Here is a 12,386-nt window from a genome sequence, read left to right on the forward strand (position 1 = left end):
GTTCGGCGGCCAGCGGAGCCAGGCGCGCTGCGGCCGAAGATCAGATCGTTCAGGCGGTCATCGCAACCAGCACGCGGCGCTTGCCGGCGAACGGCGCGCGGCCATGCGACATCAGCAGGTTGTCGAGGATCAGGGTGTCGGCGGCTTGCCAGTCGAACGAGAGCATGGTGTCGCGGTACACCGCGCGGATTTCGTCGAGCATCGCGGCGTCGATCGGCGTGCCGTCGCCGAAGAAGGTGTTACGCGGCAGGCGGTCGTCATCGACGACTTCAAGCAACGCTTCCTGTACCGCGAGCGGCAGATTCGAAACATGAAAAAGGTGCGCCTGGTTGAACCACACGGTCTCGCCCGTCACCGGATGACGCAGCTCCGACTGGCAAACCTGGCGCGTGCGCAGCGCCTCGCCATCGTCGAGCCATTCGTAGTCGATCCGGTTGGCGCGGCAGTACTGCTCGACCTCGTCTCGCTCTTCCGTGCCGAACACCTGCTGCCACGGCAGATCGAGACCGTTGCCGTAGTTACGCACGTACATCACCTGCTTGTCGGCAAACTGTCGGCGCAGCGCAGGGTCGAGCCGTTCGTAGACGCGGCGGCTGTCGGCGATCGGTGTCGCGCCACCCTGCTCCGCGGCGATGTCGCAGTAGAACCAGATCGACGCCGGCCAGCTGAGCGTGTAGGACTGCTCGTTATGTTGATCGATCCATTGATCGGCCGGATACTCGGTCGAGGAGTAGACGCCTTTTTCGATTTTGCTGCGAGGCGTCGAGCCGAATTCGTAGGTCAACGTCGGTCGGCCAAAGCTTGTGACGAGACGGTCGAAACCCGACGCACCGAGAGCGTCGAAACCGCGCAGCAGCACGCCGCCGTAGATTGGCCTTGCACGCGCTACTAGAGTCTGCAACTGCGGCAGAAGTGCCTCGATATTTGTTGCGTCATTTGGGCTCAACGCCAGCACGCGGGTGCCGTTTCGCTCGATCACCTGTTCATTGAGTGCCGCGTCGATACCGCTGATCAGTGTGTCCATGCTTCGCCTTTCGTCGCGACCGGCTTAGGTGCGACCGGCTTAGGTGCGGCCGGCTTAGGTGCGGCCGGCCGCGCAAGTGCATCCGCGAGAGATGTGGCGACGCACGCCATCACGGAATCGGGCGTGCCGTCGAGATAGAAATGACCGCCGTCGAAACGATGCAGCGTGCACGTCCCGCGAGTTTCGTCACGCCAGGCCGCGACGTCTTCAGCGCACGCAGTGGCGCGATCGTCACAGCCGGTGAAAACGCCGACTGGGCAAACAAGCGGCTCGCGCACGGTGCTCTCCTCAGCCGTTGCAAGCGGCGCATAAGTGCCACACAGATGAAAGTCAGCCCGTAGCACCGGCAGCACGAAATCGATAAAGTCCCGATCGTCGAGCAATGCAGCAGGTGTGCCGCCGAGCTCGCGCAACCTCGCGACCATCGCCTCATGTGTGCAATTGAGCCAATGCGTCTCCCGGTTGCGGCGCGACGGTGCGACCGACGCCGAAGCGCCAAACCAGACTGGCTCGAGCCCATGACGCGCACGGAGCGCGTGGATCAGTTCGAAGCCGACGAGCGCGCCCATGCTGTGACCGAACACCGCGAACGGCACGTCGTCATCGAGCTGTTCGGCGAGTTCGACTATCAGCATCTCGATCAGCGCCGGCCACTCGGTATGGGCGCGCAGCCTGCAACGTGAACCGTGCCCCGGCAACTCCAGCGGCATCACCTGCACGCCGTGTGGCAGACGCTGCGCCCAGCGGCGGTACAGCATCGCGCTTCCGCCCGCATGCGCCAGACAAACCAGACGCACGGGCGGCAGCGCTCCAGGCACCGCGACGAATCCACTCATCGGTCAGGTCGCCGAACCCGCGCGCGCCGCGGTCTCTTTCGCCGCATCCTCCGCCATCGCCTTACGGAGGCTGAGCGGTCGCATATCGGTCCAGACCTCGTCGACCCAAGCAAGGCATTCCGCCCGCTTGCCCGACTTGCCGGCCTGACGCCACCCTGCCGGAATCGCCTTGTAGTCCGGCCAGATCGAGTACTGCTCCTCATCGTTGACCACTACGTGGAAGTTCGTGTCTTCATCGCCCCAGCTCATTGAACGCTCCGGTGTAGATTGTTGAGTGCTTAAATACGGATCATTCCCATTTACGTCGACCATGCGGCGTTTGATGCTGCCTGGCACGGCCGCCATGATCCAGGCATCGCGGCATCCTCTTCATCGGAAGAGAGCAGCGTCAACGAACTTCGCAAATGAGAATCATTTCTGTTTAGAGGCGTAAATTAGAGGGCACGCTACCCTTTGTCAAGCAATTTTGGCGGAGCTGAGACGCGCCCGGAGCTTGGCGAAACCGCGGCTAATCCCGCCAATTGGCACATGCAGGCGAACTTGTGGCAGTTATCGCGCCACTCCGAGATCAATTTATCAAATGAGAATCATTTGCATTTGAGGCCAAACTGTCTCATCATAGGCGCCATCGAACACGTCAATTCTCTGCGCCCATGGACTCACTTCTCGCCGTTGAACCTCTCGATGTCACAACCGCCCCGGACCCGCAAGATCGCGCGGAAACCGTATTGCAAGCGCTACTGTCGCGCCAGTCGCACTGGCCGTTGACGAGTCCCGGTCCCGGCGACAAGGAACTGGCGTCAATTTTCGACGCCGCTTTGCGCGCACCGGATCACGGCAATCTGCGGCCGTGGCGCTTCGTGGTCGTGCGCGGTGCGGCGCGCGCCGCGTTGGGTGAGGTGCTGGTCGATATCGCCTGCGCACGTTCACCGGGCGAGCCGCGCTCCGCGCATGCGCATCGCGCCCAGAAGGCGCAGGCCGCACCGGTGATCATCGCGCTAGGCGCCGCCGTGGATCCGCGTTCGACGGTGCCTGAGGTCGAGCAGTTACTCGCTGTCGGCGCGGCAACGATGAATATGCTCAACGCCATCCACGTGCTCGGCTACGGCGGGTTCTGGGCCACCGGCGCGGACTCGTACGAGCCTGCGATGCATTCGGCACTCGGCTTCGAGCCATCGGAACGGCTGCTTGGCTTCCTGTTCGTCGGCACGCCGCCCGCGAATCAACGTCCCGCTAAACGGCCCGCAAGCGCCGCTTTCGTGCGCGAATGGACCGGTCCGTCGTCGCAACGAACACCGGCCAATTGAGCGGATGCGCGGCGCTTGGGCCCGACGGCCCAAACGCTACGCAACACACGATCCAGGCGCAGCGCTGTACGCCAACCCGGCCAGCGGCAGGCAGCATTGGGCGCAGCGCGTCTCCCATTTCCGGTTGGAGGTCCCATGTATTTTCATAGCCCATCCGTGCAGCCGTACACGCTGCTCGACGAATCGCTCGCGCAGCATCCCGACGTGGCGGAGCAGACGCTCCTCTCTGCACTTCGGACATGGATGCGTCCGCAGTGCGATTCCGTGCGCAAGAATGAGAGCTGGCGTGCGGTGCTATCCGAGGCCGGCCTGTCCGCCGACTGCATGACCTGTTTCAATCTGCTGATGCATGCGCTCACCGACCCGTCGTGCCGGCCGCTCGATACACGCTGCCGCTGCGCGAGCGAACTCGCCAGAGATGAAGCCGCTCTGCTGCAAGCCATCGCACTGCTGCAGCGGATGCGCAGCGATGCTGCGGTCGAATTGCTCGACGGCTGGTTACCACGGCCGGCCTTGGGTGTCGTACTGAAGCTTGGCCGCTGGTTTGCATTCTCGCTGCTCGAGGCGGGACTCGAGATCCCGGTGCGCGAGCGCCGCGTCACGTACATGCATTAATGGCGTTGATGGCGCTTTATGATGCCCTTCCTTCTGGGCACCACAAGGCGTTAAAGACCCGCAACGCCCAGCATTTACTGCGCGCCGAGCTTCTTGATCAGCACATCCAGTTGCGCCATCTCGTCAGCAGTCAAATCGGTGAGCGGAGCGCGCACCGGACCTGCGTCGCGGCCCACCAGTTTTGCACCCGCTTTCACGATGCTCACCGCGTAGCCCTGGCGGCGATTGCGAATCGCCAGATACGGCAGGAAAAACTCGTCGAGCAGCTTGCCGACCGTCACGTGATCGTCAGCGGCAATCGCCCGGTAAAACTGCATCGCCGTCTTCGGAATGAAGTTGAACACCGCCGACGAGTACACGGGAACGCCCAGCGCCTTATAGGCAGCGGCGTAAACTTCCGCCGTCGGCAGGCCGCCGAGATACGAAAAGCGGTCGCCCAGACGGCGGCGAATCGTTACCATTGCTTCGATTTCGCCCACGCCGTCCTTGAAACCGATCAGGTTCGGACAACTATCCGCCAGACGTTCGAGCATGTCCGCATTGAGCTTCGAATTGGCGCGGTTATAGACGATCACGCCCATATTCTTCACTGACTTGCACACCTGCTCGACATGCGCGGCAATACCTTCCTGCGACGCTTCGGTCAGATAGTGCGGCATCAGCAGCACGCCCTTTGCGCCCAGGCGCTCCGCTTCCTGCGCATATTCGATCGCCACGCGCGTCGGACCGCCGGCGCCAGCCAGAATCGGCACTTTGCCCTTGCAGGTTTCCGTGGCAGTGCGAATCACATTCGAGTAATCGTCCTTGGTCAACGAAAAGAATTCGCCGGTGCCGCCTGCAGCGAACAACGCCGTCGCGCCGTAAGGCGCGAGCCATTCGAGGCGCGCCGCGTAGGTGTCGGCGCGGAAATCGCCGTTCGCGTCGAAGTCGGTCACGGGAAAGGACAGCAGTCCTTCGGAAACAATCGCTTTGAGTTCTTGAGGGGTCGTCATGGTCGGATGAGGTTCAAGTTTTGGGTAAAAGTGAACGGCCGCGACGGCCGCTGTCGAGTTGAGATCGGGTTGAAGTCAGGCTCAGCGCACCAGGCACGGGCGCTTGTTGTCGAACTTCCAGTTCGGAATCAGGTACTGCATCGCGACGCCGTCGTCGCGCGCGCCCAGGCCGTGCTGCTGATATAGCGCGTGCGCCTTCTCCAGCGCATCCATATCGAGCTCGATGCCCAGACCCGCTGCTTCCGGAACCTTAACCTTGCCGCCGACGATCTGCAGCGGATCGCGCGTCAGGTGCTGGCCGTCCTGCCAGATCCAGTGCGTGTCGATGGCGGTGATCTTGCCGGGGGCCGCCGCGGCGACGTGCGTGAACATCGCGAGCGAGATATCGAAGTGATTGTTCGAATGCGAGCCCCACGTCAGGCCCCAATCGTTGCACATCTGCGCGACGCGCACCGAGCCCTGCATGGTCCAGAAGTGCGGATCGGCAAGCGGGATGTCGACGGACTGCAACTGGATAGCATGGCCCATCTGACGCCAGTCGGTAGCAATCATGTTGGTCGCCGTCGGCAGACCGGTCGCGCGGCGGAATTCAGCCATCACCTCGCGGCCCGAATAACCGTTCTCCGCGCCGCAGGGATCTTCGGCATAGGCCAGCACATCGTGCTGGTCGCGGCACAGACGCACAGCTTCCGCCAACGACCACGCTCCGTTCGGATCGAGCGTGACGCGTGCATTCGGAAAACGCTCTGCCAGCGCGGTAACCGCTTCGATCTCAGCGTCGCCAGCCAATACGCCACCCTTGAGCTTGAAGTCATTGAAGCCGTAGCGTGCCTGAGCAGCCTCGGCCAGTCGCACCACGGCCTCCGGCGTCATCGCCTCTTCGGTGCGCACGCGCTCCCAGGCGTCGCGACCCTCGGCGCCGCTCGCGTATGGCAGGTCAGTCTTCTTGCGATCGCCGATGTAAAACAGGTAACCGAGCATCTCGACCTCGTCGCGCTGCTGGCCTTCGCCCAGCAACGCGGCAACCGGCACGCCCAGATGTTGTCCGAGCAGATCGAGCAACGCTGCTTCGAGTGCGGTCACCGCATGAATCGTGGTGCGCAGGTCGAAGGTCTGCAAGCCGCGTCCGCCCGCGTCGCGGTCGGCAAACTGCGTGCGCGCCCGGTTCAGCACGGCCTGCAGGTTGCCGATCGACTGACCGACGACGAGCGGCCGCGCGTCGTCGATGGTCTTGCGGATGTTTTCGCCGCCCGGCACTTCGCCGACGCCGGTATTGCCTGCGCTATCGCGCAGAATCACGACGTTGCGGGTAAAGAACGGCCCATGCGCGCCGCTCAGGTTCAATAGCATGCTGTCACGGCCGGCAACCGGCACGACGCGCAACTCGGTGACGATCGGTGTGGCATTCGTCTGGATGGGTTTCGTAGACATTAAAGTAGGACCCTAGAAGTGATGGAGCCAACGGGCAGAGTGGGTTCGAGTATGGTTCAGATGCTTAGTTGGCCTTGCTATGCAGCGGCTGCACCAGGCCGTCGGTAGGCGGCGCGCGGCGATTGCGCGTCAGGAACGCCGCAGCAGCAGCGATGAGCGACGCGACACCCAGCCCATACAACCCACCGCTAATCGAACCGGTATGTTGCTGCAGATAGCCAAACGTCGCGGGCGCGAAAAATCCGCCGAGGTTGCCCACCGAATTGATCAGCGCGATCACGGCAGCGGCCACCCGCGCATCCAGATAGCCCTGCGGAATCGGCCAGAACAGCGACGAGGCAGCCTTGAAGCCGATCGCGGAGAAGCAGATTGCGACGAACGAGAACACCGGATCGGCAGAGGTCGAGGCGAACAATCCACACGCAGCAATCACCAACGCACCAGCCAGCCACGCTTGCTGAAAACGCCACCTGGCCGATAGCACGGCGAAACAGTACATGGCGACCATCGCGATGAGCCAGGGGATGGTGTTAAACATGCCAACCTGGAAATCCGAGAGTGCGCCCATCTTGCGAATGATGGTGGGCAACCAGAACGTGGCAGCGTAAATGGTCAATTGAATCGCGAAGTACAGGAAGCAGAACAGCGCGATTTGCGGGTCTTTCAGCAGCTTCAAGGCCGGCAAGTGGGCGCCGCCGAGTGCGTCGCGCTCGGCCTGTTCTTTCGCAATGGACGTTTGCAGCACCCGCTGCTCTTCAGCCGTCAGCCAGGTAGCGTCACGGATATGCGATTTCAGCAGGACCCAGCTCACGCCACACAACACGATTGAAAACCCGCCTTCGATCAGAAACATCCACTGCCAGCTCTGCAGGCCAAGCCCGTGCACGGATAGCAAACTGCCGGTAATCGGACCAGACAGCACCGACGCGAGCGCCGAGCCCGAGAGAAACACCGCCACCGCCTTACCCCGCTCTTTCTGCGGCAGCCACTGTGTGAAATAAAACACCACGCCCGGGAAAAAACCCGCCTCTGCAACACCGAGCAGAAAACGCAGCACGTAGAAAGAGGTGTCGTTCCAGACAAACGCCATCGCCCCGGCGACCAGACCCCACGTCCCCATGATGCGCGTGAGCCATGCGCGCGCCCCGTACTTTTGCATCAGGACGTTCGACGGTACTTCGAACAGCGCGTATCCGACGAAGAACAGGCCGCTGCCCAAACCGTAGGCCGCCGCACCGATCCCCAGATCCGCCTGCATGTGCGAATTGACGAAACCGATGTTCACGCGGTCGATGTAATTCGCGATGAACATGATCAGGAAGAGCGGCAGGATGTGCCGCTTCACCTTCGAAACCGCTGACTCGAGCGGGTCGATCGCCGCGGTGGGAACAGATGTCAAGGTTTGTCTCCTGGCTCCAGACGCAACGCGGGCTGATTTGCGACGAGCGCGGTCGCGCTCGCTTCCCAGTCCCGGCTATGTTGTCTGACGACAGTCTACTTTTTATAGAATTAAATTCCCATTAGGTGTTTACCCTTTGAGTCAGGCTCACAACCTTGATGGACAAGGGATTATTACTACCGCAAGTCCTTAAGATGAGGACTCTCGCAGCAAGACTCGATGCCTAAGTGACTGTTTTTTAGGCATAACATCGTTTGTTATACGATGACTGATATTGGAACCCTGAGCAGGGCAGATGCAACAAAAAAGCGGCCCGCAGGCCGCTTTCTGACTTCGCGCGGGGCCGTCTCAGGCCGTGCGCTCGACACCCTCTTCCGACGCCCCCACACTCAAGCGTCGCAGCCGTTCGCGGCTACTCGACAAATGCATCCGCATGGCCGCACGCGCACCCTCCGGGTCGCGCCGGGCAATGGCGTCGAGAATGCTCTCGTGCTCGACATTGACCCGCGCCATGTATGCGGCGGGATCGCTGTGGGCAAGACTCGGCGAATCGACACGATGCCGGGGAATCAACGCGGTGCCCATCTGCGTGAGAATGTCCACGAAATAGCGGTTGCCCGTGGCGCTCGCCACCGCGACGTGAAACCGCAGATCTGCGGCTGCGCTGTCACCGCCGGCGCGGCTGGTGGCTCCGATAGCGTCCAGCGCGGCGCGAATATTAGCCAGGTCGCGCTCGCTCGCGCGCTGCGCGGCGAGCCCTGCACACTCGGTTTCGAGGCTGATACGCAGTTCCATGACCGAGAGCAGATCCGCTAACGTCGTGGCGGGCACCATCTCGAGACCCAACGGCTCACGGCGCGGCTCAAGCACAAAGCTGCCGATGCCATGACGCGTCTCGATCACCGCATTGGCCTGCAGTCGCGAGATAGCCTCGCGCACCACCGTCCGGCTGACGCCAAGCAGCGACATCAAGGTCGTCTCGGTGGGAAGCTTGTCGCCCGGCTTCAGCGTATGCGCCGCGACCTGTTCGTTGATGTAGTTCACCACCCGGTCAGCAAGACTTCCGCGCGCGCGCGCAGGCGGCGCAGTGAGGGCTGGGGACGCGGTCATCAAGGACCTCCTGTTGGTTTGCTGACCCGCTCATTATACGTTGTCCTACAACGCGGGACGGCTGATTTCAGCAATGGACGCAACCGGAGGGATTAGGCGCAAATCCTTGTCGGACGGTGCAGAGGAGCGGATTTGCCGGAGACTTGAAGCAGCGTTATCGACGACGTCAGATGACCATCGATAACGCGCGTTGAGCGCTGGGTCCGGGACGCCGCGCACACCTCACACAGAAGCCCCCGAATCCCGCGACACCCAGCCTCAAACTTCCCGGTTCGCGTCGATCACCGTCAACGCCGCCATATTGATGATCCGGCGCACCGTCGAGCTCGACGTCAGCACATGCACCGGCGCATTGGCGCCCAACAGGAAGGGCCCCACCGCCACATTGCTGCCTGCCGCGGTCTTCAACAGGTTGTAGGCAATGTTCCCCGAGTCCACGTTCGGGCACACCAGCAGGTTCGCCGCGCCCTTCAGGCGCGACATCGGCAGGATGCGTGAGCGCAGCGCTTCGTCGAGCGCGCAATCGCCGTGCATTTCACCGTCGACTTCCAGCGTCGGCGCCTGCTGCATCACCAGTTCGAGCGCACGCCGCATCTTCGCGCCGGACGCCGAACTGCCAGAGCCAAAGTTCGAGCGCGACAACAACGCCACCTTCGGCACCAGATTCAACCCAGCCATGCTCTTCGCAGCGGCAATCGTGAATTCGGCAATCTGCTCGGCGGTCGGGTCGTCGTTGACGTGCGTATCGACCAGCGCGATGGTGCGATCGTCGAGCAGCAGAATATTCATCGCCGCATAGGTCTGCGCTCCGGCCTTCTTGCCGATCACCTGATCCACGAAACGCAGATGGTCGTGATACGCGCCAACCGTCCCGCACACCATGCCGTCGGCGTCACCGAGCTTCACCATCATCGCGCCGATCAGCGTCAAACGGCGGCGCATTTCCACGCGCGCCATTTCCTTGGTGATGCCGTCGCGGCACATCAATTCCCAATACGTCGTCCAGTATTGATGGAATCGTTCGTCATACTCAGGATTTGTCACTTCGACGTCCTGACCGAGGCGCAGACGCAGGCCGTACTTTTCGATCCGCGCCATCAGCACTTCAGGACGGCCGACCAGAATCGGACGCGCGAGCTTTTCATCGACAATCACCTGGACCGCGCGCAGCACGCGCTCTTCCTCGCCTTCGGTAAACACGATGCGCGACTTGCCGCCTTCACGGACGATCTGCCGCGCCGCTGCGAACAGCGGCTTCATGAAGGCGCCCGACCGGTAGACGAACTGCTGCAGTTGCTCCGTGTACGCGTCCAGGTCCTGCAACGGACGCGTGGCAACGCCACTGTCCATCGCGGCCTTCGCAACAGCCGGCGCGATACGCACGATCAGGCGCGGATCGAACGGCTTCGGGATGATGTAGTCAGGACCGAAGTCGACGCCATATGCCCCGTACGCAGCGGCGACCACTTCGTTCTGCTCTTCCTCGGCGAGAGCGGCAATCGCATAGACCGCGGCTTTTTCCATTTCCGGCGTGATGGTGGTCGCGCCCACGTCCAGCGCCCCGCGGAAAATATAGGGGAAACACAGGACGTTGTTGACCTGGTTCGGATAATCGGAGCGGCCCGTCGCGATGACCGCGTCGTCGCGCACGGCCTTCACTTCGGCCGGTGAGATTTCCGGCGTGGGATTGGCCAAGGCGAGAATCAGCGGGCGCGCCGCCATGCGTTTCACCATCTCGGGCTTTAGCACGCCGCCGGCGGACAGTCCGAGAAACACGTCGGCATCCTCGATGACTTCGGCCAGCGTACGGGCCGAGGTGTCCTTCGCGAAGCGCGCCTTCTGCGGGTCCATCAACGTGGTGCGGCCTTCGTACACCACGCCTTCGATGTCGGTTGCCCAGACGTTCTCGATAGGCAAGCCGAGGTCCACCATCAGTTCGAGGCAAGCCAGCGCCGCCGCGCCCGCGCCGGACGTGACGACCTTGACCTCCTTGATGCTCTTGCCCACCACCTTCAGACCATTGATAAAGGCCGCGGACACGGTGATGGCGGTGCCATGCTGATCATCGTGGAAGACCGGAATCTTCATCCGCTCGCGCAGTTTGCGCTCTACGGTGAAGCATTCCGGCGCCTTGATGTCCTCGAGGTTGATACCGCCGAAGGTCGCTTCCAGGCCCGCGATGATATCGACCAGTTTGTCGGGATCGGTCTCGTTGATCTCGATGTCGAACACGTCGATGCCGGCAAACTTCTTGAACAGCACCGCCTTGCCTTCCATCACCGGCTTCGAGGCCAGCGCGCCGATATTGCCCAGTCCCAGCACGGCGGTGCCATTCGTGATGACGCCGACCAGATTGCCACGGCCGGTAAAGCGGAACGCGTTGAGCGGATCGGCGGCGATCTCTTCGCACGCTGCGGCAACGCCCGGCGTGTACGCCAAGGCAAGGTCGCGCTGCGTCACGAGCGGCTTGGTGGCGGTAACCGCCGTTTTTCCCGGGACCGGGAATTCGTGATAGTCGAGAGCGGCCTGGCGATCCGTCGTGTTCATTCTTGTTGAGCCCTATGGTTGGGCGCCTTGCGCGGCGCAAATCAAAAGTGATGGGCTCATTCTAGGCACGCGCCATAAGGATAATATTTAGAGTTAATATGCCCCCATCATATTTTTCTAATGGCTCGCGGCATTTATGGCGGCATTCGATCCCAACGCGGTGGTCCGCAAGCTGTCATCGCGCCTAAAAATGCGGCACCTCACCTTGCTGCTGCAAATCCAGCAACACGGCTCCCTGACGCGCGCCGCCGAGCGCATGGCAAGCAGCCAGCCCGCAGTCACCAATATGCTGGCGGAACTGGAGGACATGTTCGGGGCGCCGCTGTTCGACCGCTCCGCGCGCGGCATGGCGCCGACGGCGTTGGGCCAGGTGGTCCTGGCGCGAGCGCGGGCCATGACCGAGGATCTCGATCATCTCGTCAGGGAAATGGAGTCGGTGGCGTCGGGGCATGCGGCGCATCTGCATATCGGCGTGATCCCGTTCATCCCGGGCCAGATGGTGTCGACGGCGATTCAGCGTACTCGCCCCGAAGGCAACCGGCGTCTGACCGTTACAATTCACGAGGGTACGAGCGAGCAGTTGCTCGCCCAGTTACGCGACCATACCGTCGACATCGTGCTCGGCCGTGCATCCGCCTCGCTCGATTTGCAGCAGGTCAGCGTCGAGGTGTTATATCGTCAGCCGCCGCGGTTGATCGCGAGCCGCCGCCTCGCGGCGCACCTCGCGCGCGGACAGATCGACTGGCAGAAACTCGCGGAACTGGACTGGATTCTCGGCGCCCCGAACACGCCGATGCGCGAACAGGTCGCCGATATCTTCCTCGGCGCGGGTCTGACGCCGCCGACGCCGATCGTCGAGAGCTATTCGTCCAAGCTGATTGGCGAGATGATCGTCGCCGGCGAGCAGTCGGTGTCCATCGTCCCCGCGGATATCGCCGAGGAGCTGGTGCGCATTGCTGGTGTCGCGATCGTGCCTTATTCGTTCGAATGGACGTTGTCGCCGATCGCGCTGTTCACGCGTTTGAACGAACCTGAGAGGATGTCCAATCGACTGTTCGCAGAGTCGCTCCGTCAGGTCTGCCAGGAAACCTATAAACGAGTCGCTTCTTGAGAAAACCTTATGTC

At 62.2% G+C, this 12,386-nt stretch carries 11 protein-coding genes; 3 read left to right on the forward strand and 8 right to left on the reverse strand.

Annotation, left to right across the window (positions count from 1 at the left end):
• Positions 1–49 precede the first annotated feature (49 nt).
• From P3T24_RS29850 to P3T24_RS29860, 3 genes are read right to left on the reverse strand one after another with little or no spacing between them, the layout of a single operon-like run.
• On the reverse strand, positions 50–1,024 hold the full coding sequence (locus tag P3T24_RS29850; protein WP_429440254.1) for a TauD/TfdA family dioxygenase: 975 nt from the start codon (positions 1,022–1,024) through the stop codon (positions 50–52).
• On the reverse strand, positions 1,012–1,860 hold the full coding sequence (locus P3T24_RS29855; protein ID WP_429440256.1) for a thioesterase II family protein: 849 nt from the start codon (positions 1,858–1,860) through the stop codon (positions 1,012–1,014). Before P3T24_RS29855 ends, P3T24_RS29850 begins: the two co-directional genes overlap by 13 nt.
• A gap of 3 nt (positions 1,861–1,863) precedes the next feature.
• On the reverse strand, positions 1,864–2,109 hold the full coding sequence (locus P3T24_RS29860; protein WP_074267452.1) for an MbtH family protein: 246 nt from the start codon (positions 2,107–2,109) through the stop codon (positions 1,864–1,866).
• 404 nt (positions 2,110–2,513) lie between these two features.
• Between P3T24_RS29860 and P3T24_RS29865 the strand changes: the two genes are divergently transcribed.
• On the forward strand, positions 2,514–3,167 hold the full coding sequence (locus P3T24_RS29865; RefSeq protein ID WP_429410657.1) for a nitroreductase family protein: 654 nt from the start codon (positions 2,514–2,516) through the stop codon (positions 3,165–3,167).
• A gap of 135 nt (positions 3,168–3,302) precedes the next feature.
• Positions 3,303–3,782: a hypothetical protein gene (locus P3T24_RS29870; RefSeq protein ID WP_429410655.1), complete on the forward strand. Its 480-nt coding sequence runs from the start codon at positions 3,303–3,305 to the stop codon at positions 3,780–3,782.
• A 74-nt stretch (positions 3,783–3,856) separates the two neighbouring features.
• Here the strand turns inward: P3T24_RS29870 and kdgD are convergent, their stop codons facing one another.
• The 5 genes from kdgD to P3T24_RS29895 form a co-directional block, all read right to left on the reverse strand.
• Positions 3,857–4,774 (reverse strand): 5-dehydro-4-deoxyglucarate dehydratase, encoded by a 918-nt coding sequence (gene kdgD, locus P3T24_RS29875; RefSeq protein WP_429410653.1) that lies wholly within the window; start codon positions 4,772–4,774, stop codon positions 3,857–3,859.
• Positions 4,775–4,855: 81 nt separating this feature from the next.
• Positions 4,856–6,205 (reverse strand): glucarate dehydratase, encoded by a 1,350-nt coding sequence (gene gudD / locus P3T24_RS29880; protein ID WP_429288945.1) that lies wholly within the window; start codon positions 6,203–6,205, stop codon positions 4,856–4,858.
• Between the two features lie 64 nt (positions 6,206–6,269).
• Positions 6,270–7,604 (reverse strand): MFS transporter, encoded by a 1,335-nt coding sequence (locus P3T24_RS29885; protein WP_074267447.1) that lies wholly within the window; start codon positions 7,602–7,604, stop codon positions 6,270–6,272.
• Between the two features lie 348 nt (positions 7,605–7,952).
• A complete protein-coding gene (locus tag P3T24_RS29890) occupies positions 7,953–8,714 on the reverse strand; it encodes a FadR/GntR family transcriptional regulator (protein ID WP_074267446.1) in 762 nt (253 codons plus the stop codon).
• A gap of 258 nt (positions 8,715–8,972) precedes the next feature.
• Positions 8,973–11,261: an NADP-dependent malic enzyme gene (locus P3T24_RS29895; protein WP_429440258.1), complete on the reverse strand. Its 2,289-nt coding sequence runs from the start codon at positions 11,259–11,261 to the stop codon at positions 8,973–8,975.
• A 136-nt stretch (positions 11,262–11,397) separates the two neighbouring features.
• Between P3T24_RS29895 and P3T24_RS29900 the strand changes: the two genes are divergently transcribed.
• On the forward strand, positions 11,398–12,372 hold the full coding sequence (locus tag P3T24_RS29900; protein ID WP_429440260.1) for a LysR family transcriptional regulator: 975 nt from the start codon (positions 11,398–11,400) through the stop codon (positions 12,370–12,372).
• Positions 12,373–12,386: the final 14 nt, after the last annotated feature.

This window comes from Paraburkholderia sp. GAS33 (assembly GCF_050436645.1).
Lineage (GTDB): Bacteria > Pseudomonadota > Gammaproteobacteria > Burkholderiales > Burkholderiaceae > Paraburkholderia > Paraburkholderia phenazinium_B.